The organism is Corallococcus sp. bb12-1 (assembly GCF_026626765.1).
In the GTDB taxonomy this organism is placed as follows: Bacteria; Myxococcota; Myxococcia; order Myxococcales; family Myxococcaceae; genus Corallococcus; species Corallococcus terminator.
Map to the genome: position 1 here is coordinate 256,297 of NZ_JAPNJZ010000024.1, position 24,662 is coordinate 280,958.

Genomic DNA, 24,662 nt, shown 5'->3' on the forward strand with positions numbered 1-24,662 from the left:
GTTGTCAGGCCTTGAGGGCCGGGTTGTCGTTATCGGGAGAAGGCAGAGCGGCGCCGCGCGAGGACTCCTTGAGCGCCTTGGCGAGCTTTCCGTGCATCATCTTCCAGCCGTATTCGGCGCCGTGGAACGCCGAGTCCTCCTTGAAGCCGGAGTGCTCGAAGAGCACGCGCGTCCCATCACCATCGGCTTCGAGGCGGTAGCTGACGCGCGTATCCAGCCAGCCCTCGCCGACGACCCACGTGAACTCGAGATCGGATGGAGGAAGGCACCGGAGCACCTCGCAGTGCACGACGAGGCCATCGAATTTGGCCCGAGGGTCCGGAGGCACGCGGAACGTGAAGCGATGCCCGACGCGCGGCTCGAAGTCGTTCGGGTACATCCAGTCGGCGAGCGCCTCGCGGGTCGCGAGCGCGCGCCACACGGCGGCGGGAGACTGCGTGAACTTCAGCTCCCGTCGGATTGTCTTCGTCATCATCGCTCGTCGCCCTTCTCAAGGTGCCGCCGCAGGCGGGTGAAGTTGTCGTCCCAGAACCGCTCGTAGTGCGCGAGCCAGTCGCGCACCGGCTCCAGTTGCTCCGGCACGAGGCGGTAGCGCCGTTCCCTGCCGTGCCGTTGCTCGGTGACGAGGCCCGCCCCGAGCAGCACGCGCAGGTGCTGAGACACCGCCGGGCGGCTCATCTCGAAGTTCTCGGCGATCTCATTCACCGGGCGGTCGCCGTCGACCAGCAGGTCGAGCATGCGGCGCCGCGCCGGGTGGCTGATCGCTCCGAACACCCCTGGCTCCGTGTTCATCATCGCCCGCTGATAATGCGTAAGAAGATGCTTACCTGTCAAGCGGCTGGATGAAAGCGGAGTGGCGTAGGGCCTGCTGCGCCGCAGCGCGCTGCTCGCCGCCTGAGCCTCCGTTTCACATAAAATGGGGGAGTTCCTCCGGACCCGAGCAAGCTCACCATGCTCCTGGAAATAGGGGATGCGGCAGGTATGGTTCGGCACGATGACGACCGACCTGCGCCCCAAGAGTGTGCCTCCCGAAGCCACCTTCGATGCCGACGCCAACCTCTGGCGGGACGGAGGCCCCAACGACTCGCGCGAACGCCTGTGGATCCATCCGTCGGGCCTCCTGCTGCTCGACGCCACGCGCAAGGACGGCAAGCTCGATGGAGAGATCAAGTGGTCGCTCGGCATTCACCAGATGTCCGAGCACGCGCCGCGCGTGGCCCTGCAGGAGGCGCTCGGCCTGCCGAAGGGGCCGAACACCACGATGATCGCGACGTTCGCGGACGGCGCACTGGTCCAGGTGTGCTTCCGTCCCGGTTTCGACTTCCCGGACACGCTGCGGGTCGAGCTGCGTGACGGCGTGATTGACGGTGCCGTCGAGTGGGTCGTCGGGCCGGTCCAAGGGGCACTGTTCGAGCACGCCGGCACCACGCTCCTGCCCAAGGTCTTCAAGATCCCGAAGCCATGGCCCCATCGCGTGACGGCGGTCTTCGCCAAGGGCAAGCTGAAGAGCACGACGTACTTCAGCAAGGACGGCACGACCCTCGACGTGAGCAAGACCGCGCTCACCGCGTGGGGGGAGGACGCCGAGGCGAGCACCCTGGCCGGCTACATCGAACGCGGCGACTTCGCGGCCGACGCGGCGCGCTTCTTCCCGAAGGCGCCCCGCGTGTCGAAGCCCGGCAGCGAGAAGGTCCGTGCCGTTCCCGCGGGTCGCGCGCTGGACGACGTGGTGCTGGGCGGTGGTGTTCCGTCGATGACCCTCGCCTTCGACTTCGACAGCTACGGCTTCGACTGCAAGAAGGAGGAGCTTTACGGTGCAGCCGACGACAAGTACGTCGGCATCGCGAGCGACGGCTCCGGCGAGATGTTCCTTCTCGACGTCACGACGGGAGCCGTCGTCCGCTACGCGCACGAGGAAGGCACTGTCGCGCCGGCCTTCACCTCGCTCGATCACCTCGCTTTCGCGCTTCTCCGAGTCGAAGCGGCCGCGAAGAAGATGATCCCGAAGGCGAAGCTGTCGGCGCTGTTCAAGAGGCTGGGCCTCACGATGGCCGACGCGCTCCTGAAGGAATACTGAGAGCGCGGTCCTGGATCCTCCGATGCTCTAATAGCCGGCGCCGCCGCAATGATTGTTCATGCCGTCCTCGGTGCCGTACGGGATGCCGTCCTCGCAGACCTTGTGGCTGGGCGCGTAGACGTCCTGCCAGATCATGCCTCCGGGGGAGGGGACCAGGGTGAACGCGGAGCCGCCGAAGTTTGACGTCCAGAAGCCCATCACGTCGGGGCTGCCCTGCACGGTATCGAGCAGCTCGGAGATGTTCTTGCGCGTGTAACGCATGGAGTTGGTTCCTGGCGATGGGGGGAGGCCGCGAAGGTCGAGATCCTAAGGACGCGGCGGGGATGGGAGCAAGCCGGGCCACGGGCCTCGGGAAGGCTCACCCCGCCGCGCGGGGCGCGTCCTTGAAGAAGCACGGGTCCTGGACCTCCACGGAAGTGGCGTAGGCTTGCGCCTGGCTTCTTCCCTCCTGGACGGTTTCCTTGGACATCCTTCTCGCGCCCGCCCGGCGCATCGACCTGGGCAAGCGCGCCGGCGTCACCGGCGGACTGCTCGGCGTGCTGTGCGTGGTCGCCGAGTTCTGCTTCCTCTTTCCCCACGTGCTCGTCTCCAACGACGGCCGCGCCTTCTACGCGGAGCACCTGGAGGTCTTCCGGGGCATCCTCCAGGTCTCCATCATCCTCACCTTCCTGCTGGGCACCTTCAGCGTGATGACGCTGCGCTCCAAGGCGCACGGCGGCATCGCCATGGCGCTCGCGCTGGTGGCGCTGCTCCTGGGGGGCGGCGAGGCGGAGCCCCTCACGCACAATCCCCGGGCGATGAGCGCCGGCCTGGACTTCTTCGCGTTGGACCTGCTGGTGCTGGGGCTGGTGTTCATCCCCATGGAGCGGCTGTGGTCGCTGAACGAGCAGAAGATCTTCCGCACCGGCTGGCAGACGGACCTGAAGCACTTCTTCGTCAGCCACGTGGGCGTGCAGCTCATCTCCTTCGGGGTGCTCATCCCCGTGCAGGTGTTCCTGTCCTGGGCCGTGAAGATGGACTTCCAGGCGCACGTCGCCGCGCAGCCCGTGTGGCTCCAGTTCTTTGAAATCCTGCTGGTCGTGGACCTGGTGAGCTACTGGGTGCACCGCGCCTTCCACACCTTCGGGTGGATGTGGAAGTTCCACGCCATCCACCACTCCACGCTGCAGATGGACTGGCTGGCCAGCTCTCGCAGCCACCTGGTGGATGTGCTGGTCAACCGCTTCGCGGGCTTCGTGCCGGTGTTCCTGCTGGGCTTCCACCCGTCCGCCATCTACGGCTACCTGGTCTTCGTGTCGTTCCACGCGGTGTACATCCACGCCAACGTCAATCACCGCTGGCCGTACCTGCGCTGGGTGTTCGCGACGCCGGAGTTCCACCACTGGCACCACACGTCGGATGACGAGGGCATCGACAAGAACTTCGCCGTCTTCCTGTCGTTCATCGATGTCCTCTTCGGCACCGCCTACCTGCCGAAGCACTGGCCTTCGCGCTACGGAACCACGAAGTTCCAGCCGCCTGAGACGTACCTGGGGCAGCTCGCGTACCCCTTCCAGCGGCACGACGAGAAGACGCCCTACGGCTAGTTCGAGGACGGCCGGACCGAGCCCGGACGCGGCGGTGTGGAACTGCTGGTGGAACACCGGCGTGCGCTGCGTTTCCGGGTTGGAGCCCTGGTGGATGAAATCCGGGTGACGGCTCGCGACCTTCGCGAAGAACGCGGGCTCAACGAAGACATTCGGGAAGTTCGCCAGCGCGCCGCGGACGAAATCCTGCTCCGTGGAGGGGCCCCCATCCGGAGCGACGCTTGGCACGGGTGTCGGGTAGCCAGGCGGGTCCGTTCCGGGCGTAGAATCACTTCCCACTGGAGGTGGATGACAGATGCGCTACACGGCGTCGGGGCTGTTCACGGTCTACCTGTTCCTGACCACCACCGCCTACGCGGCTCCGAAGGCCGCGCTTGGGGTCTATGCGACGCGGTCAGCGCCGCCGGTGAAGAAGCTGAGCGGCACGGGAGCCGAACCGCCCTGGAATTGGCTGGAGCCGAGCCAGTGGGAAGCCGACACGGGATCCCAGCAAGCGGAAGAACTGCTGGGCTGGCTGCTGTCGGGGGAGCGCGCCCAGCGAGCCGAGGCGGGAATCCGGCTCCTTTCCCGTGGGGCGGCGTTGCTGCCGAAGCTGGAGGCCCTGGCCCTGCGCACCCGGGAACCAGAGGCACGGGAGGCACTCCTGGGGTTCCTCCGGGCGCTCACGGCGCAGGACGTTGCTCCCCAGCAGCTGGACCGTTACCCGGCGCTGAGCGCGCTGGCCGCGAAGGACCTGGCCCGGGGCCGGGAACTTGCGTCCAAATGGGAGAAGGCCCCCGCCCGCAACGAACTCATCGAGGAGGTTCCCTACTCCTGGTGCGGGACGCCGCCGCTTCCGCCCACGCGACTGCTCATCGAAGGCTCGCGGCTCCAGGAACTGCGCAATGCGCTGGAAACCCTGAGCGGGTTGGGCCGGCCGGGGCTCGAACAGCTCATGGCGTCGCCCTCCGCTCTCGTCCGCCTCCAGGGGCTCGTGCTCGCGGAGGCGCTGAAGCTTCGTCCCGACCCGGCGACGCTCACGCGGTTGCGGAGCGATGCGGCGGAGGTCGAAATGGATGCAAGACACGCGGTGTCCGAGGACTCGGACGAGGGGGCCAAGCTGCATCGTTCGAAGGTTGTCCTGTCGGAACGTGCGGCCCTGCTGTCAGCGGCAACGGACGAGCGCAGGCGCGAGTCCGAAGCAGGCGATCCGATCGTGTTCCGCATCGAGGAGGATTTGACCTGGTGGCTTGTGGTTGGCAGCCGGTCCACCTCCGATGGCCCCGTCAAGGACGCGGCCTGGTCGTCCAATGATCTCATCAACGGCCTCAGGCAGCATGGGGGCTTCCAGGCCGCCGATGAGCAGGAGTACTGGAACCGCGTCCGCCCCCTCTGGCGCGTGTGGTGGAGCGAGATCGCCTCCTCGAAGGAAGGCTATTCCCGGAGCGACTGGCTGACGCTCGAGAGCAGCCGGCAGGGAATCCAGATCCGTTCCGAACGTGACGGCGAGCAGGGAACGGTGATCCATTTCGAGGGACCCGCTGGGATGCAGGCGGAGGTTCTTTCCGATGGCTCGATCGGCAAGCCACCCACGGTGGTCCAGCGGGGCGTGCTGCCGCTGACCGTGACTTCGAAGGAGCCGTTGAGCAGCGTGGGAATCCGGCTGAGAGCGGGGAAGAAGGAGGACTGGTTGGACTCCGGAGTGCATCTGGCCGCGGCCCGGAGTCGGATGACGGTCTGGCTCCAACCCGAGCTGCTTCAGAGAGACTTGAAGACGCGCTGACAGCCCTCGTGGCACTCGTCAGCTCGTAGCAGCCCGATTCAACAGGCTCTTGGAGTCCTCACGAGGCTCCGCGCTTGAACGCATGATTCGAATCCGAGAGGTGGGGATGATGCAGCGGGTCGTACTTCTTTTCTGGCTGGCCACCGCTGGCTGCGCTTCGAGCCAGCGGCCGGCTGACGCCGAACGCTGGCTCCTGACGGCCGCGCGGCTCTATGTGGCGCCGGATGAGCCTCCGATGGACAACGCCTGGGTGCTCGTGAGCGGCGGAAGGATTGAAGCCATCGGCGCTGGGTCGGTCGCTCCGCCGGCCGGGATCCGGCGGATGGCCGCCTGCAGTGGAGGGGTGATCACGGCCGGGTTCCAGAACAGCCACGTTCACTTCACGGATCCCGTGTTCGCCGGTGCCGCCTCCCGCCCGCCCGACGCGCTCCAGCAACCCCTGAGTCGGATGACCACGCGCTTCGGTTTCACGACGGTCGTTGATACCGGATCCGACCCCGCGAACACCGAGGCCCTTCGCCAGCGCATCGCGCGCGGCGAGCTGCGGGGGCCGGCGATCCTCACCGTCGGAGCCCCGCTGTATCCGGAGAACGGCATTCCCATCTACCTGCGCGACCTGCCGCCCGCGCTGCTGCGACAGCTATCGCAACCCGCGACGGTGGATGAGGCCCGCGCCATCGTGCGCGGGAACTTCGAACACGGCGCGCAGGGGACCAAGCTGTTCGTCGCCACGCCCCAGGGGCAGGGTGAGATCCGGCGCATGTCCTCGGACATCGCTCGCGCCGCGGTGGATGAGACCCGCCGGCTGGGTGGCCTGTCCATGATGCACCCCACCGATCCCGACGGGGTGAGCGCCGCCGTACAGGCCGGCGTGGACATCCTCGTGCACACGACGATTGATCCGCCGAAGTCCACGTGGAGCACCGAGCTCATCCGCCAGATGGTCTCCCGCAACGTCTCCGTGGTCCCGACGCTGCAGCTCTGGGGGTACGAACTCGCCAAGGCAGACGTGCCCCCCCACATCCGCGATGCCATCGTGGCGGATGCCGAACGGCAGCTCGCGGCGTTCTCGAGCGCCGGTGGCCAGGTGTTGTTCGGCACCGACGTCGGGTACATGGCGGACCTGGATCCGACGCAGGAATACGTCCTCATGGCCCACGCGGGGCTGACGCCGATGCAGATCCTCGCGTCGCTGACCACCGCACCCGCGGCGCGCTGGCACGCCGACGAGCGCCGTGGCCGCGTCAAGCCGGGGCTCGACGCCGACTTCGTGGTCCTCGGCGGCGATCCCTCCACGGACGTTCGGCGGTTCACCGACGTCCAGTGCACGATCCGAGCTGGCAGGGAGCTCTTTGCCCGCCCGGCGGAGAGCGACAACCCGTCGGGCCGCTGAAAAAACCGCGCCCCTGCTGCGTCCTTCCCGCCGTGACGCCCTTCAGCGCACGGCGGCGCGCTGAAGGTGGATCATCGCCTCATCCAGCAGCGCGGCCACGCCCCGTTTCACCACGTGCACCACCTTGTGGTGATGCGCGGGCGGCCCGTGCGTGTAATGGCCCGACACCTTGTGGTGCAGCTCCGTGGCGCCCCACACCAGCACCAGGTCCGCCCACTCCAGGTCACTCCGAGCCCGGTCCGACGTGCGCCGCTCCGTGCCGTCCACCATGCGCAGGTCGATGTGGCCGCCCAGCTTCGACTCCAACTCCTCGCGCACCGCGGGCGAGCCGCCCACCACCACCACGCGGTTCACGTTGCGGGCGTTGCACACCTCCAGGAACGCCACCTCCGCGCGCCGGTTGGCCGAACCGCCGCACCGCGCGCAGTGACTCCGGGGCTCCACACGCAGGGGCTCCCGGCCGCTCGCAGTCGCCACCTGGAGGCAGGCGGGATCCGCGCACACCTGGAAGAAGCGCTCGGCCAGGACCTCGGCCGCTCGCATCAGCTTGGGCTCGCTCATGCGCGCCTTGCCCGGCCGCGTGAGCCCCACCTCCTCCAGCACGCCCCTGGCTCGCACCCGAGCGTCCATCAGCGTGACGCCCCGCTCCGCCAGCCAGCCGTCGATGTCCCGGTCCGCGCTCATCGCTTCGCCACCTGATCAGGAGTAGCAGCGAACAGGTCCGCCTGCATCGGGACGGGCCCGGATGGCTGCTCCAGGCCGAGCGCCTCGCGCACCGGTCCGAAGCTCCTTCGGTGGATGGGCAGCACCCCCTTGGCCTGGATCGCCGCCACGTGCTGCGCGGTGGGGTAGCCCTTGTGGGCCGCCAGCCCGTAGCCCGGGTAGCGCGCATCCAGTTCGGCCATGTGCCGGTCGCGCGTCGTCTTCGCCAGCACCGACGCCGCCGCGATGCTCAACGACAGCGAGTCGCCCTTGATGATGCCCCGCTGCGGAGAGGGGCACTGGGGAATCGTGCGCGCGTCCACCAGCACGTAGTCCGGCGTCACCCCCAACCCCTCCACCGCGCGCCGCATGGCCAGCAGGCCCGCATGGTAGATGTTGAGCTGATCAATCTCCTCCACCTCCGCCTGGCCCACCGCCCACGCCACCACGTCGCGCTTGAGGGCCTCCGCCAGCGCCTCGCGCTTGTCCGGGTCGAGAATCTTCTTCGAATCGTCCAGCCCCCGGAGCCGGTAGCCCCGGGGAAGGATGGCCGCGGCGGCGACGACGGGGCCCGCGAGCGGCGCCATGCCCGCCTCATCCACCCCGGCCACCTTCAGCAGGCCCTGCTCCCACAGCTCTGTCTCGAACTTCAGCAGATGCCGCAGCCGCTGGCCTTCCGCCCGGTTCTTCTCCTGGCGGGAGCGCAGCTTGCGCGCGAGCCCCTGCGCGCCCTGTCGGGGATCGGCTTCCAGCGCTTCCAGCAGGCCCTGGGGGATGGACTGAGCCTGGGTGATGAACCGCCCCGTCAGCTCGGTGACCGAGCACTGGAGCAGCACTTCCACACTGTCTGCGGGCATGGGGGACCTTCAGGGGGTGCCACGGAAATGCCTACCCGGCGGGTAGCGCGGTTGCACGGCCTACTGGAGCGGGGGAACACCAGTGCCGCGACAACACGTCCAGGCCGCCGCCTTCAGGCACACCGAGCGGGCGGCCTGGAGAAAGGGGAGCCTGTCCGACGCGAGAGCGCGCATGCGGGTTTGACGCATGGCGTAAGCCGTACCGCACGCGGGCAGGTCAACACAACCGCCGGACGGCCCGGGGCGGTGGATTTCCGCGCGTCCCGGGCCCCTCTGGCGGGTCTTCGACGTCAGTCCTGCAATTCGAGCGTCAGCTCGGCGGGAACGGGCGTGCAGTGGCACGCGTCGCACGTCCACTCCACGCGTTCAGCGGGCGTCACGTGCGAGCCCGCGGTGGCCATCACCCGGATGGGGCTGGGCGCGAGGTTTTCGTTGATGGCCGTGGTGAGGCCCCGGTCATCCGTCACGCCGGTGATGCTGAGATTGCTCTCCAGGTTGGTGGCCGTCACGGTGGCGCCCTGGATGCGCGCGCCGTCCGACGACACCACGTGTACGCGCAGCGACAGTGGCTCCGCGCACGGGTCCTCCTGGCGATTGGCGCTCGGGGCTTCATCACACCCCGTCACCAGCACGCTCGCGAGGAGCCCCAACCACCCATACGTCCGAAACCGCTTCCCCATCCCCACGCCCCCAACCCGTCCCATGCAGGCAATCTGGTACCGGAGGGCGGGTGACGCAACGCGAAGACTACGCAGCGGGCGGCACCCTCGCGTGGGCAAAACGGGCGGCATCCGTTTCCGGATAGCGGTGCAGGATGTACCGGTAGAGTTCCTCCGCGCGCACCGTGTTTCCCATCTTCTCCCCCTGCACGCGCGCCAGCAGCACCAGCGCGCGGGGCGCGGTGGGCTCCTCGGGCGCCGCGTCCGCCGCCGCTTCCAACGCCGCGACCGACAGTGGGAAATCTCCTTCCACCGCCGCGGCCTGTCCAACGAACAGATGGTGCGTGGGCGAAAGCTTCAGACGGGGCAGAACACGCAGGGCCGCGTACAGCGCGAGCGCCTGCGCCACGTCGCGCGCGTCCACCGCCTTCGTGAACGCGGCCAGCCGTAAGGTCACCTCGGCGGCGGACAGGAGCTCCGGCTGGGGCTCGGGTTCGGGGGCTCCGGGCGTGGAGGAGCGCAGCGGCGGGGGCGCGCGCTCTGGCGCGGTGGTGCCCAGCACGGGCTCCAGGAAGTCGCGCGAGGGCAGGTAGCCCAGGGCATCGCCGTACACGAACAGCACCAGTCCCAGCACGTTCGCGGCGGCGAAGGGCGCGAGCAGCGTCATCGCCTCCGCGATCCACCGGGGGAGGAAGAAGATGTGGAACTCCAGCACCTCGTCCGCCTGGAGGTGCATCCCCGCGTGGACGACGGCCAGCAGCGCGAACACGCCCATCACCTGGAGCGCGGCGCGCCCCAGGGCCCGGATGCACGCGAGCGCGCGTCCGGGGTGGAGCGCGCCGAGAATCGACTGTCCCATGGAGGCCAGCAGCCACGCCCACGGCAGCCACAGGAAGCCCAGCAGCAGGAGCCCCCAGGTGAGCGGATCTTCCAGCGCGGCCGGAGACAGCACGGTCGCCAGGGGGGCGCCGACGACGAGGAGAAAGAGGTTCGAGTCGGACGGCGGCGCCAGGGACAGGGCGCGCACGAGCGCGGGCAGGAACACGCCCACGGTGACGCACAGGCCGCGCAGGCCCGGCATCAGGTTGTCCCGGATGACGTCGGTGAAGTCAGGGGCCTCCGGATCCGGATCGCCCCGGGCCGCGCCCTTCACGAGCGCGAAGAAGGTGGCCCAGAAAATGCCCAGCGCGAGCGTCAGGGGCAGCACCTGGAACAGGCGGATGCCCACCCCGAGCGTGCGCAGGACGGCCAGCATCAGGCTGACGGCCGCCAGCGTCTGGAGGCCCGGACCGCGGACGGGGAAGCCCAGGGCGTCCTTCAGGCGCTGCCGGAAGTCGACGTCCGAACGGTGGCGCAGGAGCACGTTCGCCGTGCCACCGCAGTGGCCGCAGGCGAAGTACTCCACCGTGCCCATGCGCCGGGTCTCCACGCAGGAGGGGCACAGGGGCGACTCGCATTGCTCGCATCTCCAGCCAGCGACGGCGGCCGGATGGGACGGGCACGTAGGGGAGGCGGGGGCGGCCATGGTGCCGCGGAAGCCTACTACGCCGGGCCGGGTGTCTCGTCCCAGGGCGCGCCGAGCCAGGCCTGGAACGCGGCCTTCTGCGCGTCGGTGGGGCGCTCCACGCGCTGGAGCCACACGGCATCCGCGGGCTTCTGGCCCAGCACCACGGGCACCTCCAGCAGCCGGTCGCGGCGGAACAGCGTCACCGTCACCGTGTCGCCCGGGCGCTTGTCCTCGCAGCGGGCGATGAGCCCCGCGCCGTCCACGCGCCAGCTGTCCAGCGCCACCACGTCGTCCTCCGGGTAGAGGCCCGCCTCCAGCGCGGGCGTGCCCTCCGGCACGGTGGACAGCGTCGCGGCACCGCGCAGGGTGACGCCCAGCCAGCCCTTGGGCTTGGGCTCCTGCTTGAGGCGCGGCGGCGTGCCGCCCTTGTCATTGGGGGCCTCCCGCACGCGGAAGGACACCTCCAGCCCCACGTGCGCGAAGACGCCGTAGTCCAGGTCCTCGGTGGAGCGCACCGCCCGGTCGAAGAAGGGCGTCAGGTCCACGCCCGCCACCGTGCTGGCCGCCTTCTCGATGCCGTCCTCGGGCACGCCGTCGCCGTCGCCGTGGTGTCGCCACAGCCACCGCATGACGTCATCCAGGCTCTTCGCGTCCCGCGTGGCGCGGCGCACCTCCAGGTCCAGGAGCGAGCAGACGACCTCGCCCTTCAGGTAGTAGGAGACGGCGCTGTTGGGGGAGTGCTCGTCGGGGCGGTAGTGCTTCACCCAACTGACGAGCGACGCCTCGGTGAGCGTCTGCACGCGGCGGCCCGGCGTGGAGTGCAGCAGGCTGAATGTCTCTCCCAGGCGGGCCAGGTAGCGCGCCGCGGACATCAATCCGGCGCGGCGCACGAAGAGGTTGTCGTAGTAGGCGGTGCCGCCCTCGAAGGCCCACAGGAGCGTGGTGTAGTTCTCCTGCGAGTAGTCGAACGGCACCAGCGCGCGCGGCTTCACGCGCTTGATGTTCCACAGGTGGAAGTACTCGTGCGCCACCAGCGTGAGGAAGTCCTCCCAGCCCCTGAAGGAGGAGAGGCCGGTGCGCGGGAAGAGCAGCGCGGTGGAGGCCTGGTGCTCCAGCCCGCCCCGGCCCTTGTCGGTGAGGTAGACGAGGAACAGGTAGCGCTTCAGCGGAAGGCCGTCGTACATGCGCGCCTGCGCTTCGCAGATGCGCTGCATGTCCGAGCACAGCCGGTCCGCGTCCGGCACGCTGTCGCCCCAGACCACCACTTCATGCGGCACGCCCGCGGCGGTGAAGGTGAGCGGGGTGTGCGGGCCCACTTCGAACGGGCTGTCCACCAGCGTGTCGTAGTCGGGCGCGTGGAACGTGCTGCCTTCGGAGTCCAGCGCGCAGAACGTGCGCCAGCCCGGGGGCGCGTCCACGGTGACGTGGTGGGGCCGCTCGCGCGTGGCCTCCGTGTAGAGGAACACGGTGGCGCCGTTGAAGTAGCCGTGGCTGCCATCCAGATGGCTGGTGCGCACGGAGAGCTCGTTCGCGTAGACGCGGTAGCGCAGGGTGACGGCGTGCCCCCGCGCCTCCACGCGCCAGGTGCGCTTGTCCACCCGGCGCACCGGCAGCGGCTGGCCGCCTTCGTCCACGGCGCTGACGTCCTGCACCTGGCGCGCGTATTCGCGCACCAGGTAGCTGCCCGGCGTCCACACCGGCATCACCGCGTCGAGCGTGTCGGGCCCGGCGGGGAAGGTGGCCTCCACCTCGAACAGGTGCGCATGCGGACGGGGCATGGCGACGCGGTAGTGGACGGCTGACGACATGGCCGGGATGCCTTTCTCGCGGGGGACCGCGGGCGGGGTTACTTCGCGCGGACGAGCACGGCGCCGAAGAAGCCGTCGGTGCCATGGATGTGCGGAGCCAGCCGCATGAAGGGGCCGGGGCCCACCTTCTTGCCCAGCTCCGCGCCCAGGATTTCGGCCACGGGGCGGACGGTGAACTCGGGGTGGCGCGACAGGAAGTCCTCCACCACGTTCTCGTTCTCCTCGCGCAGCACGCTGCAGGTGCCGTAGATGAGCCGGCCGCCGGGCTTCACCAGCGTGGAGAAGCGCTCCAGGAGCGCCTTCTGCCGGGCCACGTGCATCTCCAGGGACTCCGGGGTGAGGCGGTAGCGGGCGTCCGGCTTGCGGCGGAAGGTGCCGGTGCCGCTGCACGGCGCGTCCACGAGCACGCGGTCCGCCTGGCCCTTGAGGGGCGCGAGCGCGGCCTCTGCTTCCGGACCTTCGGGCGGGATGATCTGCGTGCGCACGTTGTGCACGCCGGCGCGGCGCGCGCGCTTGCGCAAGTCCTCCATGCGGCCTTCGTCCACGTCGAGCGCGTGCAGGTCGCCGCGGTTCTTCATCTGCGCGGCCAACTGGAGCGTCTTGCCACCGGCGCCCGCGCACGCGTCCACGACGCGGGTGGGCGGCGCGTCCACGAGCATGCCGAGCAACTGGCTGCCCTCGTCCTGGATTTCGAGCCAGCCGTCCTTGAAGTTCTGGAGCGAGAAGATGTTGAGCCGCGTCTCCAGCGTGATGCCCAGGGGGGACAGGGGCGTGGGCTTCGTGGACTCCACGTCCTCGGCGGCCAGGCGCGCCTGGAGCACATCGCGGTCGCCCTTGAGGGCGTTGACGCGGGCGTTGAGCGGGGCGCGCTCGTTCATCGCCTCGGCGGCGCGGCTGGCGTCCTTGCCGAAGACGGCGCGGAACTTCTCCGCGAGGAAGTCCGGCAGCGACGCGGCGATGGGGAAGCGCTTCGCGTCGGGCAGGGCGTCGAGTTCGGCGGCGGCGTCCGGGAGGCGGTCGAGCACGGTGAGGTCCGTGCCGGACAGGCCGCTGGTGCGCGAGACGTAGTTGGGGTCCTCGCCGTGGAGGATGCGGGACGCGGCCAGCCGCATGACGTCCTGGCGGGTGCCGTCCAGGGTCTCGAAGTTGTGCTGGGAGTGCTCCAGCAGGAAGTCCACGGTGCGCTGGCGGCGCAGCAGCGCGTAGACGCGCTCGGCCACGGCGCGGCGTTCGGTGGAGTAGAGGAGCGTCTTCCTGCGCAGGACGAACTCCAGCGCGCGGTCGGACAGCCGGCCCTCGCGGCGCACGCCGCCGTAGGCTTCGAGGCAGGCCTGGAGGACCAGGTCCTCGCGCAGGGGGCGGTTCGGGTTGGGACGGGCGCGCTCGTGCTGGGCGCGGCTCATCTTGGGTTTGTCGGGGCGTCCGCTGGCTTCCTTGCGCTTCGGCGCGCCGGTGCGGGGCGGGTGGAGCCCGCCGCCACCCTTTGGCTTCGAGGCGGCGCCGCGGGAGGGTCCCGGGCCGTCCGGGCGGGACGAGCGGGGGCCGCCGGACTTCGGGGCGGCACTGCGGGAGGGTCCCGGGCCGCCGGGGCGGGACGAGCGGGGCCCGCCGGACTTCGAGGCGGCACCGCGGGAAGGTCCAGGCTTGCGAGTCGTGGCCATGTGGCATGGGCCTTCGCATCCCCCGGGCCGGCTTGACAAGCAGGGAACGCAAAAGACGCCCCCGGTAGGCCCCGGGGGGCCGGCCGGCGGGCGTCCGAGCGCCAGTCAGGAAGGGGTTTTCCGGGGACTGGAGCGGCCCCCGGGTCAGCGGCTGCGGCGTCGGCGGCGGACGAGGCCCGCGACGAGGAGGGCTGCGGCGGGAATCAGGGCGGCCGGCCCGGCGGAGCAGCCTCCGCCGCCTCCTTCCGAGTCGTCCCCGGGCGTGATGCCCGGCGTCGCAGGCGTGGAGGGCAGTCCCGGGCGCGGGTTGCTGGTGCCGGGGTCGGTGCCCGGGTCGCTCCCCGTGCCGGGGTCTTCCCCGGTGCCCGGGTCGGTGGTTCCGCTGGCCGTCACGGTGACGACGGTGGTGGCGCTCACAGGCGTGGCGCCCTGGGCCGTGGTGGTCACGGTGTAGGTGCCCGGCTGGGTATAGACGTGCTCCACCTGGAGGCCCTGGGCGGTGGCGCCGTCGCCGAAGTCCCACGCGACGGTGGCGCCTGTCTGGGAGGCCGTGGCGACGAACGCGGCCGTGTGGGGGGCGGGGCCGCTGGCGTTGCCGACGGTGACGTTGAGCGTGCCCTGCGGGGGCGCGGGAGGGGCGGGCAGCTCCTTGGTGAGGGAGAAGGAGTCGAGCACGCCGCCGTCCGTCTTCACGAGCTTCGCGGTGAGGGTGCCCTCCACGACGTCGACGTCGAGGAAGCCATGGGCCGCGTCATCGCGCAGGACGCTCCAGGACGGGCGGGAGGTGGCGAAGGCGCGCAGCGTGGCACCGCCGCCGCCCACGACGAGGTAGGGGACGCCGCGCTCGCTCTTGCCGGCCTCGGCGTCACCGAGCATGGGCTTGCTGCGTTCGTAGTCGTGGTCGTGCCCGGTGAGGACCAGGTCCACGCCGTACTTCTCGAACAGGGGGCCGAACTGGCGGCGCATGGTGAGCTGCGAGCCGTGCTCGCCGCTGGACCAGGACGGGTGGTGGAAGAAGACGACCTTCCACGGCTGGGTGGTGGCCGCGAGGTCCTTCTCCACGAACGCCTTCTGCGCGGCGAGCGAGCACTTCGAAGCGGACGCGAGCCCGATGGCGCAGTTGGAGTCGATGGAGACGAAGTGCACGTGGCCCCAGTCGAACGAGTAGTAGCGCTCGGAGCCTTCCGCGTTGTTCGTGGGCAGGTAGAGGTTGTCCAGGTAGGGCTGGGCCTCGTTGGTCACGTACTCGTGATTGCCCGGGGTGGCGAACATGGGCACCTGCGCGAGCAGGGCGGCCATGGGGGTGAAGAGGTTCGTCTGGAATTCGGTCTCGGTGCCTGACGCGTAGGCGTTGTCGCCCAGGGCGACGAAGAGCTCTGGCTTGTGGGTGAGCATGGCGGCGGCGACCTTCTTCTGGTCGCTGCCTCCCGTGCCGAAGTCGCCCACGGCGGCGAAGTGCACGCGCCGGGTGCCGGTGACGGGGGCGGTGCCGAACGTCTTGGCGGGGGTCGTCTCACCGCACGCGTCCACCGAATACGTATAGGTGGTGGCGGGGGTAAGGCCGGTGAGGACCACGGCATGGACGCGGGCCGAGTCCGTCGAGCGCGCCAACGTGCTGGTGTTGCCGACGCCATAGCGGACCTGGGCCGAGGAGCAGTTCGAGGCCAGCCGGAACGCCACGGTGGCGGTGTCGGGACCCACGCGCTGCAGGTAGGGATCACGCGGCAGGGCGAGCGCGGTGCCCGAGGCGAAGCCCATCACGAGCAGGGCAGCCAGGGGGGCGAGCGACAGAGACTTCGTCCGGTCCATGCATCCTCCGGCCCGAGACATTCGGGACGCCGGCCCAACCGTTCATCGTCAAACGTTCATCCGAAAAACGTCCCTGAAAGGGGAGACAGGCGAACGGGCGATGCGTGGGGCCGGAGGCTGTGTGAACAGGCATTCGAGGTGATGCGTGACGTGTGGCCAGGGGGCACAGCGGGCAGGCGGGCTTGCGGAGCCCGGATGCTGCATTACCCCTGAGTCCATGACCGGAATCGCAACTGAGACCCGCGAGTACACCCTGCCCGAAGGGTGCCCCGTGTGCGAGGCGGACCTGCCGGTGCGCGTGACGGCCCGAGGCCCGAATGCAGTTTGTACGCACTGCGGCTGGATGGGCCGCCCGCTCATCACGGTGACGCACCAGGGCCTGCGCGTGTCGTACGACGACGGCGCACGGGCCTGAGCGCGCAGGACGGGCGTCCTCGGGGAGGGGCGTCGGTCATTGTCGGGTCCGGTGTGTCAGGATTGCTGGAGGCCCGACGACGGGGCCTGGCCGCATATGGCCGGAGGCAACCCGTGGACCCTGAGACTTCGATCGCGATCTCCATCGCGGACACGGACAACCCCGAGGGGGCGGCGCGGGTGCTGTATCAGGTCGCCCTGGTTCCGGAGCCCGCTGGGCATCCGGATGAGCTCCGGATCCTCCAGTACCTGAGGTCAGGGAGCATCGTGGCGGTGGCACCGGGCATCTGCCGGGATGTCCTGGACCCGCGGCGTCCGTTCCTCGACAGGCCAGTGCTGCTGACCGATGGGGTCCATTCGTGGCTGGGCGAGCTCGCCCACTACGTGGCGCGCTACCACGTCAGGCTGCCCGAGGAATGGGTCGAACACATGCGGCGTCACCACTGGACGGCGCCTGCGTCGTGAGCATCGATGGGCTGGTGGCACATCGTGACTTTCGCCTCTGTGCTCGGGGCGGTGCACCCCGCGGACTGGGTTCAAGTCGAGGAGCCTCATGGGAACGAAGGATGAAGCGGAGCGGATCCAGCGTCAGTTGGCGTCGCCTGGACACGCGTGGAGGGTGCTCGCGCACGACGAGGCAGGCGCGGTGGAACTCCAGAATCAGGGCGTGTTCGATGAACTGGTCGTGGATCACTGGTTCCATATGGAGCAGATGGATGACCGGATCTGGTGGATGAAGGTGGGGACATGCGTGTCCTGGTCAGCCTGTCTCCGGAGGCTGGAGTCGTCGTGGATGTCGAACGGGGCTTCTACGCTCCGGTCAAGGGCACCACGGAACCCGGGAGCAGTTGATTGGGGCGAGCCGGGCACGCAACCTGCGGGAGTGGCTTGCAGCCTCGCGGGATAAGGTCTTCGGCGAAATCTCCATCGGATAGGCCAGGCATGCCTGGAGCGGATGTCATGGAGAGATGCATCATGATGGAGCCAACGGAGGTCTCGCGGCTGACGTCCATGCGCGCCATCTCCCTGGAGTGCTCGGGCGCGGAGGTCCTCCTCATCATCGTACTGGAAGAGGATGGCCCCTACGCGAGGGAGGCGGTTGATGACCTGGGGTTCGAGTTCGAGGCTATGCAGTTACCGGGGACGCAGCCGCGGTTGAAGGTGGATGCGTATCCGGGCCCATTGAAGGAGGCGGCCCTGGAGGGGCGAAGGGTCGATCTCGGGATGGAACCATCAACGCTAGATGCCGAAGTATCGGGACGCTGAGAACCCGTGCCCGGGTCTTCCTGAACCGTGAACCTGCTCCACGCCATGAGCGGCTGGAACGAAGAGGGCTGGACGATGAGGTATTCCCTGTATGTTGAAACGGATTTGAGCTTGCGCAGGGTCTTGGAGATGGTGCTACGGGGGGCCGGGATGGAGGGGGCGGCGGTTATCGAGCGCGACAGGGGATGCGGCGTCGAGATTCCCGAGTTCGACATATGGGTGTCTTCAGCCTCGGATCATGAGCAGAATCAGGGCCGTGAATCATGCGGTATCGAGCCTACGGTGACAGTCGATTTCTGGGTTGGAAATCGATTGGATGGTGTGACGTCATTCTTGAGGATGCTGGGGGGCGCGTTGGCCCTAGTCGATGATTTCGGATGTGACTGTGTGCTGATCGTCAATGACACGGTGAGCTTCTGCGTCGTCGGAGGCGGTGTGGTCCTGAATTCGGAGGCCGGCATCATGGATGAAGGTCGCCTCGCTGGAATCCGGCGCGCATATACCGTGAAGAAGTTCGAGGTTCTGTAGCCCGGTATCGGAATGGAATTCTTCGTCGGGATTGATCAGGTCCAACCGGAGGAGGCGTGCACTCCGGTGAAGCAGTTTGGTCAGCCCTGGCCCGACCATGTTGCCCAGAAGTATGTGTTGCGGCTGCGGTTGGACGAAGTTCTTGAGGTGCTGAGCACGCCGTACGAAGGCCTGATCCGGGAACTCCGGGAGGACGAGATCCATGAGCCCCTGGAAGAGATGGAGGGCGACCCGCGTCGATTCCGAGAGTTGGGCTACCCCTCCATCCAGAAGCTTTGGCGCGCCAATCCCGCAGTCTTGTCGGAGGTGATCAAGGTCTATTTGCACGGCGAGCTGTTTGACGCGGTCCTCACGGCCCGGCCCGAACTGGGAGGAAGGCCTTTCTACGTCGTCAATTCGGTCGACCGAGTCTGGGTCGAACCGAAGCGGCTCTGCTTGATGGGGGATGTCTATCGCAGGGGGCAGGGCTGCGGGTACTGCGCCTGGGCGTTCAATGCGCAGGCCGTTGCTGGAAACGATGCGGAAGCTGGAAGCGAGAAACCATCAACCGATGTACTGGGTGTGAATCCAGGAGGATGACAATGGAGTCCAATGAGGTGGTGCTGCTTTCCAGGCAAGGCAATACAGCCGTCGTGCATCTTCCCGGTCGGCAATATCCGGGAGTGGTCATCCAGGGGGACTCGTTGAGCATTCTCCACGCCCTGGTCCGCGAGGCGCGCGAACTCTGCCCCGCTGCTCCCACGAAGGACGGCGCTGATGACACGGCCAGCCTGCTGGATGACGTGGAAGAACGCCTGCGGGACTATCTGACGATGTACGAGGCGGTCCTCAAGGAGCGTCACATTCCGCTCCCCTATGCGGAGGCGATTTCAGGGGAGGGTGACGGCGAGTAGGTCAGGTTCGGGAGCGGTTTGCGTCCAGGCACTTTTCCCGAGGCTGAGGCCATGACTGCTGTGCGGGTGGGCGAGTCCGTGTGCGGAGATTGCGGTCGCCCCGTCGAGCTGATCGCCGGGCAGTCGGCCTTTGATGGGCTCCGATGGTGGGCCTCGTACACGTGCGCCCACTGCGGCCGCATGATCGAGATGGACGGCTGGGGCATTCCGGAAGCGTCCTTCCGCGAAGCCTTCCTGCGGGCGGATGGAACCTGGGGCTTGAAGGTCCACGCGTCCGGCTCCCAGGCGGTGCTGGCCCTGAAGCTCTTGCGCGCGGAGATGGGGCTCTCTCTCGTGGAATCAGGAAGGCTCCGGGACAGGATGACCGGGGTCGTGACCGAGGGGACCCTGGCCGAGATTCAGCACCTGCAGCAGTTGCTGGGAAGAAGTGGCGTCGAGACTTCAAGGATCCGGTTGGATGCCGAGCATGGCTGACCTGCCGAGAGCACCCATGCTGGACCTCTGGCTGACGCTGTCCCTGGAGCGGGTGACGGGGGCGCAGACCCTGTGGATGGAGGGGATGCCTTTCACAGAGTGCGCCTTCGTGCGCATCGCGATCGACGGGGAAGCACTTCATGACCGCCCGCGGTTCAGCGACGCATGGGTCGTATTCGAGGAGCTGGAGAAGAGTGCTGTGGCCTCCGGGCGCTATCTGATCTTCACGTGCTCCTGTGGAATCGCGGAGGACGGTGGGTGGGAAGGGGTAGAGGTCGAAGTGGGCACCTCGACCATCACCTGGCGCCTGGAGGCGGAAGGTGAACCGTTCCATTTCGTCTTCGAGCGGGGACTCTACGTGTCGGAGATCGAGGCGCTCCGGAAGTGTCTGGCGCAGGAAGCGCTTCCCCTCCAACCCCAGGCCGTCATCTTTCCGGAGCACTTCCAGCGGGACATCCAAACGAACGGACGCGAAGAAGGTCTGCCTGACGATGCGGGAGAGTGAATCCGTCTCCGGAACCGGTGTTGCGTGAATGGTGTTGGATGAGCCCGCTGCGGATTTCCCCGGTGGTCGCTGATGGGTCGTTCTTGACCAAGGGTGGAACGTGATGCTTCTTGAGTGGCTCCGGCAATGGATGCGAGGGATGGCGAAGCGAGATGAAATGGCTCCCATTGCTCGGATGCGGAGGGCCCTGCTCCTTCTCCCCCCGGATGCCTTCAGCCTCGAGGGCATGTTCCATACCCGAGCCGACGTGGAGAAATGGCTGGAGATGAACGAGTTCGAGATCCTGCTCTCGGTTCTCGGTGGGATAGGCGACCAGTACGAGTCTGACCGAGAGCGGCTCCCAGCTTCGTTCTGGAGCGAGTTGCAGCTTGCAGCCGAGGAGGTGGGGCTCACCGAGGTTCTACGTGCTGAACGAACACACCTTGCCCCAGAAACTGTCGACTCCAGTTGTGTTCGGCAGGCAGGCTTTCTTGCTGCCGTCGAAGCTGGGAGGTTCACCGCCATGAAGGAGGCAGGCCAGCCACCGGTCGAGATTGGTGTTGAAGCGATTCGTGCAGGCGCTTCTGATGTGGACGCGGTTCGCCTTCTCCGAGGCCTCTTTGGCTTCGAACTCGAGCGGGCGGTGTCAATTCATCGCGAAGCACAAGGGCTTGTTGGGCAAGAAGGCGGGGCCTGAACGGGCTGCTCTTGAGCGATGTTTCTGGGGCCCTCTTGGATTTGGATCAGGCTGTCGAACTTGAGGCAATGCCCAGGCCGACGCGCTCGTTGCTCCAGCCCAGGCCCAATCCCCGTCAGCCCTACGGCTTCTTCACATCGAACGAAACCAGCTCCTCTGTCCGTTCCCCCTCCTCGCGGACCTTGCCCACGCCGGGAACGAGCCAGTACATCCGCTGCTTCTCCTCCTTCACCTCGCCGTTCTTGTTCAGCTTGTCGCGCTGGACCTTGATGGCATTGGTGAACGTGCCCGCGGGCGTCGTCACCGTCACGTCCTTCTCGAGCACCTTCCAGACGTAGGTCGGATCCTTCCCCTCTGTCCCGCCCGCGTCATACGTGATCAGCTCGCGCACCGCGTCCTGGTGCTCCCAGGGTACGGATGCCGGCGTCGCCGCCAGGGACTTCATCATCGCCGGGGACCAGGTCGTAGCCCTCGTGCGCAGGCCATCCGTGATGTCCTCCTCGCGCAGGCGCACCACCAGCCCGTTCGTCAGCTCCAACTGCCACGAGTTCTCCTCGTACACCGTGCCCGTCGTCGCCGTGCGGTCCTGCCGGCTGTGCACCTTGATGGCCGTCATCTGCGTGTCCGGCACCGTCTCAGGCCCAAGCACCGTCACCGTCTTGTTGAACACCCCGCTCACGGGGTCGTTGATGCGGTAGGTCCACGTCGAGCCCTGCGTCAGCGGCCACAGCTTCGTGTACTCGTCCGGCTTGTTCTCCCCGCCGGTCTGCCCGTTGTCCGGCTGCACCGCGTCTCCCGGCAGGTCCACCGTGCCATCCGGATTCGTCGTGGGCGCGCCCGGATCATTCCCCGTGGGCAGGCTTCCGCCGCCACCACACGCCGCCAGGGAGCCACACGCCGCGAACACCACCGCCCATTTCCTGAACTTCATGTCATCTCCTCCCGCGCGCCCTTGGCGCTCACCGACGTCCACCGCAACCCCCGCAGGGCTGCCCCTTCCGTCTTGCCCAACGCCGCCGCCAGTGTCCCGGGCTCCGGCTCTTCCACTTCCAATTCCAACCGCCTCGCGGAGAAGTCCAACGCGCAGCTCTTCACCATCACGTTGCGCTCCCCCAACGCCTTGCGCAGCGTCGCCTCCGCGCGCACCAAGTCGTCCGACTGCGCCGACAACACCAGCCGCTGCTTCGCGCCCGTCGCCGGCACCTCCTTCTTCTCGAACAAATCCAACACCAGCAGCAGCACCATCACGAACCCCGTGCCCACGCTCGCCAGCACCAGGTTGCCGTGACCGCACGCCATGCCCAGGCCAATCACCAGGAACAGGATGGCCGCGTCGCGCGGGTCCTTCAGCCCCGAGCGGAACCGCACGAACCCGCCCAGCCCCACCAGGCCGAACGCCTTCGCCACGCTGTCCCCAATCACCGCGGTGATCACCGCCGCCGCCGCGCAGAGCAGGATCTGCGCCTGCACCATGTCTGACTTCGGCAGCGGCTTGCCCATCACCAACCGCCAGGGCCGCGACGACAGCAGCGCTCCAATGAGCGCCGCCGCCAACAACCGGGGCAGCATCGACGCCATCGACAACGACTGAAGCTCCCGCTCCACGTCCTGGAACACTGTCGCGAACGGACCTTCCATGGGCGTCATGCTTCCTGCCGTCCCAGTTCCGTCGCGGACGTCTCCACCGTGGGCCGCACCGTGCGTCCCGCCTGCTCCAGGGTCCGCGCCTGCGCCACCACCGCATAGGCGTTGCGCAACACCGGCAGCTTCCCGGCCTGCTCCGAAAGCACCCGCTCCAGCAGCGCCCGCGTCTCCGCCACCAGCGGCAGCCCCCGCATCGAGGACACCACCGTCGCCGGCCACCGCCGCGCCGCCGACGCCCGCAGCTTCCACGCCCGCGGGCTATCCATCCCGTCCACGGAGTCCAGCGCCTCCTTGGTGTGCGGCGCCCCGCGCTCGCGCATCTCCCAGGCCCGGGGAGTATCCACCCCGGTGAGCGAGCGCAGCACCAGCTTCAACGCGCCCTTCTCCAACTGCTCGCGCAGCCCCACCGCCAGCGGCGTCTCCAGCCCCGTGGTGCTCTTGAGCACCGCCAGCCGGTCGTGCTTGAGCAGCACCTCGCGCAGCGCATCCGCGCGCTCCGTGGCGAGCCCTCCCAGGCTGCGCGCCACCTCGGCGTACAGCTTGCGCTGCATGCCCGCCTCGCGCACCACCCAGGACTCCTCGCCATCCACCCCGGCGAGCCCCAGCAGCACCGCGCCCAGGTGGCCGTCCTTCATGCCCCGCTCGCGCAGCGCCCACGCCTGCGGCGAGTCCTGGCGCTTGAGGCCCTCCAGCACCTCTCCCGGCGCCCGCGCGTACAGCCGCTGCCGCAGCGCGTGCGAGCGCGGGGAGGTGACGAGCCCCAAACCCTCCGCCACGTCCACGGGAACGCTCGCCATCAGCACGTCGCGCAGCGTCCACGCCGTGTCGTCGTCCAGGCCCGTCAGGCTGCGGGCCACCAGCCCCGGCAGCCGCTCCGCGTACGTCAGCCGACGCTGGTGCGCGGGCAGGCCCGGGATGCCATTGAGCAGCCACACCGCGAGCTGTGGCTCGCGCGCCTCCAGGCCGTCCAGCGCGTGGAAGAAGCGCTGCTCCACGTCGTCCACTGACGCCACGCCCGGGAGCGGCGGGGCAGGGGCGGGCACCAGCCGCTGCACCGGCTGCTCACGGCCCTCCAGCCGCGCGACGACGGCCTCCACCAGCCGCTGCTCCAGCACGCGCAGGGGCTGGTCGTTGTTCTCCAGGATGATCCACCGCGCCGGATCCTTGCGGGCCTGCTCCAGGAACGCCTCGCGCACGCGCACCGCCAGCCCCGCGCCCACCAGGCCCTTGCGGCTGTCCGTGTCGTTGGCGCGCCCGCTCTGCACCTTGCCCAGCCGCTTGCGCAGCCGCGCCAGCTCCGGATCCACGTCCACCAGGATGACCAGGTCCGGCCACAGGCCCTGCGACGCCAGCTCACAGGCGGGCAGGAGCGCGTTCTCCTTCAGACCCCGGCCCCCCGCCGTCAGCGCGAGCTGTGAATACAGGTAGCGGTCGGTGACGCACACCTCGCCCCGCTTGAGCGAGGGCGCGATGACCTCCTCCAACTGCTGCGCATCTCGCGCCAGGTTCAGGAAGAACTCGGCGCGCGGCCCCATCTCCAACAGCTTGGAGTCCCGCGTCAGTTCGCGGATGCGCCGGGCCGTGGGCGACTGCAATTCGCCGCCTTCTCGCGCATGCGTCACTTTGTAACCCAGCCGCTTGAGCCGCGCGGTGAGCAGGTTGGACAGCGTCGTCTTGCCGCTGCCGTCAATGCCTTCGAAGTCGATGAACACGGTGCCCTATCCCCCTACAACCCCAACCCCGGCCGAAGCGAAGGCATGAACCCTCGCCATACCTTCCGCGAACTTGCTGTAGGCCGACGCGCCCCCCGGATTGAGGGCCGCCAGCCACCCGGGCAGTGCCGCCCCGAGGTGCTTCACCTCCACCACCACCCGCGAGTCCTCCCACATCGGCATTCCCAGTCGTTCCACCGTCAGCGCGGTGGGCGACAACGCCAGCTCCGGCGACACCTGATGGAAGCCGATGTCCCGGTCCACCGTCACCCGCCACGCCTGGGACACCTGATACACGTGCCGCCGGTACGTCACCGCCAGCACCGGCATCAGGCTGCCTCCCGCGATGAGCGGCAACAGGCTCACCCCGCCGCGAAGCGCCCGGCCCAGCTCCGCGCGCGGAACCCAGACACGGCGCTTCTGCGTGAGGCCTCCGCGCTCGCGCTTCACCTCCAGCACCACGCGCTCACGGCCCGCCGTGCCCACGTCCGGCGAGTACTCCTTCGTCCTCACCTTGATGCAGTTGTCCGGCGTGTGGATGGCGCGCTCCGTCAGCGGATACCCCGGCTTGTCGAAGTACACCGACACGATGCGCGTGGGCGGCGGCAGCCCCCCGCCCAACTCCTGCGACAGCCGCGCGCACACCGCCCCGGCCTCGCTGCCTTCCAACACCACCTTGAATTCACGGCGCAACTTGGTGACTTCGCCTTCAGCGAACGAGATCATGGT

27 protein-coding genes and 1 pseudogene are annotated in these 24,662 nt (G+C 68.5%); 13 read left to right on the forward strand and 15 right to left on the reverse strand.

The genetic code is table 11. The annotated features are described in order from the left end of the window. Positions 1-4 precede the first annotated feature (4 nt). A complete protein-coding gene (locus OV208_RS28630; protein ID WP_267577088.1) occupies positions 5-475 on the reverse strand; it encodes an SRPBCC family protein in 471 nt (156 codons plus the stop codon). Continuing rightward, on the reverse strand, positions 472-795 hold the full coding sequence (locus OV208_RS28635; protein ID WP_267577089.1) for an ArsR/SmtB family transcription factor: 324 nt from the start codon (positions 793-795) through the stop codon (positions 472-474). Before OV208_RS28635 ends, OV208_RS28630 begins: the two co-directional genes overlap by 4 nt. Before the next feature lie 199 nt (positions 796-994). On the opposite strand from OV208_RS28635, the gene OV208_RS28640 reads away from it, so the two are divergent. After that, a complete protein-coding gene (locus tag OV208_RS28640; RefSeq protein ID WP_267577090.1) occupies positions 995-2,077 on the forward strand; it encodes an SMI1/KNR4 family protein in 1,083 nt (360 codons plus the stop codon). 27 nt (positions 2,078-2,104) lie between these two features. On the opposite strand, the gene OV208_RS28645 is transcribed toward OV208_RS28640, so the two are convergent. Further along, complete coding sequence (locus OV208_RS28645; protein WP_120540081.1) at positions 2,105-2,338, reverse strand: hypothetical protein; 234 nt, start codon at positions 2,336-2,338, stop codon at positions 2,105-2,107. Positions 2,339-2,538: 200 nt separating this feature from the next. Between OV208_RS28645 and OV208_RS28650 the strand changes: the two genes are divergently transcribed. The 3 genes from OV208_RS28650 (at position 2,539) to OV208_RS28660 (ending at position 6,818) form a co-directional block, all read left to right on the forward strand. Continuing rightward, entirely contained in the window at positions 2,539-3,663 is a 1,125-nt protein-coding gene (locus OV208_RS28650) for a sterol desaturase family protein (RefSeq protein ID WP_267577091.1), read from the forward strand. Positions 3,664-3,958: 295 nt separating this feature from the next. Beyond that, positions 3,959-5,425 (forward strand): hypothetical protein, encoded by a 1,467-nt coding sequence (locus OV208_RS28655; protein WP_267577092.1) that lies wholly within the window; start codon positions 3,959-3,961, stop codon positions 5,423-5,425. Positions 5,426-5,531: 106 nt separating this feature from the next. Then, entirely contained in the window at positions 5,532-6,818 is a 1,287-nt protein-coding gene (locus tag OV208_RS28660) for an amidohydrolase family protein (RefSeq protein WP_267577093.1), read from the forward strand. Positions 6,819-6,860: 42 nt separating this feature from the next. Here the strand turns inward: OV208_RS28660 and OV208_RS28665 are convergent, their stop codons facing one another. The 8 genes and pseudogenes from OV208_RS28665 to OV208_RS28695 all read right to left on the reverse strand — a co-directional run bounded on the left by OV208_RS28665 (position 6,861) and on the right by OV208_RS28695 (position 15,821). After that, complete coding sequence (locus OV208_RS28665) at positions 6,861-7,502, reverse strand: hypothetical protein (RefSeq protein WP_267577094.1); 642 nt, start codon at positions 7,500-7,502, stop codon at positions 6,861-6,863. Next, positions 7,499-8,377 (reverse strand): ribonuclease HII, encoded by an 879-nt coding sequence (locus OV208_RS28670; RefSeq protein ID WP_267577095.1) that lies wholly within the window; start codon positions 8,375-8,377, stop codon positions 7,499-7,501. The genes OV208_RS28665 and OV208_RS28670 overlap by 4 nt, the downstream gene beginning before the upstream one ends. 290 nt (positions 8,378-8,667) lie before the next feature. Next, on the reverse strand, positions 8,668-9,057 hold the full coding sequence (locus OV208_RS28675; RefSeq protein WP_267577096.1) for a carboxypeptidase-like regulatory domain-containing protein: 390 nt from the start codon (positions 9,055-9,057) through the stop codon (positions 8,668-8,670). A gap of 67 nt (positions 9,058-9,124) precedes the next feature. Continuing rightward, positions 9,125-10,450, reverse strand: coding sequence for a tetratricopeptide repeat protein (locus OV208_RS28680; protein WP_267577097.1), 1,326 nt, complete (start codon positions 10,448-10,450; stop codon positions 9,125-9,127). 21 nt (positions 10,451-10,471) lie between these two features. Then, positions 10,472-10,561 (reverse strand): annotated as a pseudogene (locus OV208_RS41415) (B-box zinc finger protein); the annotation flags it as partial. Positions 10,562-10,578: 17 nt separating this feature from the next. Next, entirely contained in the window at positions 10,579-12,351 is a 1,773-nt protein-coding gene (locus OV208_RS28685; RefSeq protein WP_267577098.1) for a M61 family metallopeptidase, read from the reverse strand. 38 nt (positions 12,352-12,389) lie between these two features. Further along, the gene (locus OV208_RS28690) at positions 12,390-13,754 is read right to left on the reverse strand and encodes an RsmB/NOP family class I SAM-dependent RNA methyltransferase (RefSeq protein ID WP_267577099.1); all 1,365 of its coding nucleotides are present in this window, start codon (positions 13,752-13,754) and stop codon (positions 12,390-12,392) included. Positions 13,755-14,156: 402 nt separating this feature from the next. After that, the gene (locus OV208_RS28695; RefSeq protein WP_267577100.1) at positions 14,157-15,821 is read right to left on the reverse strand and encodes a metallophosphoesterase; all 1,665 of its coding nucleotides are present in this window, start codon (positions 15,819-15,821) and stop codon (positions 14,157-14,159) included. Between the two features lie 217 nt (positions 15,822-16,038). On the opposite strand from OV208_RS28695, the gene OV208_RS28700 reads away from it, so the two are divergent. From OV208_RS28700 to OV208_RS28740, 9 genes are all read left to right on the forward strand, one after another. Next, complete coding sequence (locus OV208_RS28700; protein WP_267577101.1) at positions 16,039-16,236, forward strand: hypothetical protein; 198 nt, start codon at positions 16,039-16,041, stop codon at positions 16,234-16,236. A 113-nt stretch (positions 16,237-16,349) separates the two neighbouring features. Next, complete coding sequence (locus OV208_RS28705) at positions 16,350-16,700, forward strand: hypothetical protein (protein WP_267577102.1); 351 nt, start codon at positions 16,350-16,352, stop codon at positions 16,698-16,700. Between the two features lie 510 nt (positions 16,701-17,210). Further along, complete coding sequence (locus tag OV208_RS28710) at positions 17,211-17,501, forward strand: hypothetical protein (protein WP_267577103.1); 291 nt, start codon at positions 17,211-17,213, stop codon at positions 17,499-17,501. A gap of 27 nt (positions 17,502-17,528) precedes the next feature. Continuing rightward, entirely contained in the window at positions 17,529-18,029 is a 501-nt protein-coding gene (locus tag OV208_RS28715) for a SitI3 family protein (RefSeq protein WP_267577104.1), read from the forward strand. A 12-nt stretch (positions 18,030-18,041) separates the two neighbouring features. After that, complete coding sequence (locus OV208_RS28720) at positions 18,042-18,608, forward strand: hypothetical protein (RefSeq protein WP_267577105.1); 567 nt, start codon at positions 18,042-18,044, stop codon at positions 18,606-18,608. 2 nt (positions 18,609-18,610) lie between these two features. Continuing rightward, a complete protein-coding gene (locus tag OV208_RS28725) occupies positions 18,611-18,922 on the forward strand; it encodes a DUF6959 family protein (RefSeq protein WP_267577107.1) in 312 nt (103 codons plus the stop codon). 66 nt (positions 18,923-18,988) lie between these two features. Beyond that, positions 18,989-19,396, forward strand: coding sequence for a hypothetical protein (locus tag OV208_RS28730; protein ID WP_267577109.1), 408 nt, complete (start codon positions 18,989-18,991; stop codon positions 19,394-19,396). Beyond that, positions 19,389-19,901, forward strand: a complete 513-nt coding sequence (locus OV208_RS28735) for a hypothetical protein (protein WP_267577110.1) — start codon at positions 19,389-19,391, stop codon at positions 19,899-19,901. Before OV208_RS28730 ends, OV208_RS28735 begins: the two co-directional genes overlap by 8 nt. Before the next feature lie 139 nt (positions 19,902-20,040). Then, on the forward strand, positions 20,041-20,577 hold the full coding sequence (locus OV208_RS28740) for a hypothetical protein (RefSeq protein ID WP_267577112.1): 537 nt from the start codon (positions 20,041-20,043) through the stop codon (positions 20,575-20,577). A gap of 121 nt (positions 20,578-20,698) precedes the next feature. Here OV208_RS28740 and OV208_RS28745 read toward each other — a convergent pair whose 3' ends face one another. Genes OV208_RS28745 through OV208_RS28760 form a run of 4 tightly spaced genes read right to left on the reverse strand, consistent with a single transcriptional unit; the run spans position 20,699 to position 24,659 of the window. Further along, positions 20,699-21,508, reverse strand: coding sequence for a hypothetical protein (locus OV208_RS28745; RefSeq protein ID WP_267577114.1), 810 nt, complete (start codon positions 21,506-21,508; stop codon positions 20,699-20,701). Then, positions 21,505-22,215 carry a DUF4956 domain-containing protein gene (locus OV208_RS28750; RefSeq protein WP_267577116.1) on the reverse strand — a complete coding sequence of 237 codons (711 nt, stop codon included), beginning with the start codon at positions 22,213-22,215 and terminating at the stop codon, positions 21,505-21,507. The genes OV208_RS28745 and OV208_RS28750 overlap by 4 nt, the downstream gene beginning before the upstream one ends. Before the next feature lie 5 nt (positions 22,216-22,220). Then, positions 22,221-23,933: a dTMP kinase gene (tmk, locus tag OV208_RS28755; RefSeq protein WP_267577118.1), complete on the reverse strand. Its 1,713-nt coding sequence runs from the start codon at positions 23,931-23,933 to the stop codon at positions 22,221-22,223. A gap of 6 nt (positions 23,934-23,939) precedes the next feature. After that, entirely contained in the window at positions 23,940-24,659 is a 720-nt protein-coding gene (locus OV208_RS28760) for a VTC domain-containing protein (protein WP_267577119.1), read from the reverse strand. Positions 24,660-24,662 lie beyond the last annotated feature (3 nt).

What these genes read in the sequence shown, in the direction of transcription:
- OV208_RS28630 (WP_267577088.1), bottom strand. Translation starts at nt 475, where the DNA reads ATGATGACGAAGACAATCCGACGGGAGCTGAAGTTCACGCAGTCTCCC.
- OV208_RS28635 (WP_267577089.1), bottom strand. Translation starts at nt 795, where the DNA reads ATGATGAACACGGAGCCAGGGGTGTTCGGAGCGATCAGCCACCCGGCG.
- OV208_RS28640 (WP_267577090.1), top strand. Translation starts at nt 995, where the DNA reads ATGACGACCGACCTGCGCCCCAAGAGTGTGCCTCCCGAAGCCACCTTC.
- OV208_RS28645 (WP_120540081.1), bottom strand. Translation starts at nt 2,338, where the DNA reads ATGCGTTACACGCGCAAGAACATCTCCGAGCTGCTCGATACCGTGCAG.
- OV208_RS28655 (WP_267577092.1), top strand. Translation starts at nt 3,959, where the DNA reads ATGCGCTACACGGCGTCGGGGCTGTTCACGGTCTACCTGTTCCTGACC.
- OV208_RS28660 (WP_267577093.1), top strand. Translation starts at nt 5,532, where the DNA reads ATGATGCAGCGGGTCGTACTTCTTTTCTGGCTGGCCACCGCTGGCTGC.
- OV208_RS28665 (WP_267577094.1), bottom strand. Translation starts at nt 7,502, where the DNA reads ATGAGCGCGGACCGGGACATCGACGGCTGGCTGGCGGAGCGGGGCGTC.
- OV208_RS28670 (WP_267577095.1), bottom strand. Translation starts at nt 8,377, where the DNA reads ATGCCCGCAGACAGTGTGGAAGTGCTGCTCCAGTGCTCGGTCACCGAG.
- OV208_RS28675 (WP_267577096.1), bottom strand. Translation starts at nt 9,057, where the DNA reads ATGGGGAAGCGGTTTCGGACGTATGGGTGGTTGGGGCTCCTCGCGAGC.
- OV208_RS28680 (WP_267577097.1), bottom strand. Translation starts at nt 10,450, where the DNA reads ATGGGCACGGTGGAGTACTTCGCCTGCGGCCACTGCGGTGGCACGGCG.
- OV208_RS28685 (WP_267577098.1), bottom strand. Translation starts at nt 12,351, where the DNA reads ATGTCGTCAGCCGTCCACTACCGCGTCGCCATGCCCCGTCCGCATGCG.
- OV208_RS28690 (WP_267577099.1), bottom strand. Translation starts at nt 13,754, where the DNA reads ATGAGCCGCGCCCAGCACGAGCGCGCCCGTCCCAACCCGAACCGCCCC.
- OV208_RS28695 (WP_267577100.1), bottom strand. Translation starts at nt 15,821, where the DNA reads ATGGACCGGACGAAGTCTCTGTCGCTCGCCCCCCTGGCTGCCCTGCTC.
- OV208_RS28700 (WP_267577101.1), top strand. Translation starts at nt 16,039, where the DNA reads ATGACCGGAATCGCAACTGAGACCCGCGAGTACACCCTGCCCGAAGGG.
- OV208_RS28710 (WP_267577103.1), top strand. Translation starts at nt 17,211, where the DNA reads ATGATGGAGCCAACGGAGGTCTCGCGGCTGACGTCCATGCGCGCCATC.
- OV208_RS28720 (WP_267577105.1), top strand. Translation starts at nt 18,042, where the DNA reads ATGGAATTCTTCGTCGGGATTGATCAGGTCCAACCGGAGGAGGCGTGC.
- OV208_RS28725 (WP_267577107.1), top strand. Translation starts at nt 18,611, where the DNA reads ATGGAGTCCAATGAGGTGGTGCTGCTTTCCAGGCAAGGCAATACAGCC.
- OV208_RS28735 (WP_267577110.1), top strand. Translation starts at nt 19,389, where the DNA reads ATGGCTGACCTGCCGAGAGCACCCATGCTGGACCTCTGGCTGACGCTG.
- OV208_RS28740 (WP_267577112.1), top strand. Translation starts at nt 20,041, where the DNA reads ATGGCGAAGCGAGATGAAATGGCTCCCATTGCTCGGATGCGGAGGGCC.
- OV208_RS28745 (WP_267577114.1), bottom strand. Translation starts at nt 21,508, where the DNA reads ATGAAGTTCAGGAAATGGGCGGTGGTGTTCGCGGCGTGTGGCTCCCTG.
- OV208_RS28750 (WP_267577116.1), bottom strand. Translation starts at nt 22,215, where the DNA reads ATGGAAGGTCCGTTCGCGACAGTGTTCCAGGACGTGGAGCGGGAGCTT.
- OV208_RS28760 (WP_267577119.1), bottom strand. Translation starts at nt 24,659, where the DNA reads ATGATCTCGTTCGCTGAAGGCGAAGTCACCAAGTTGCGCCGTGAATTC.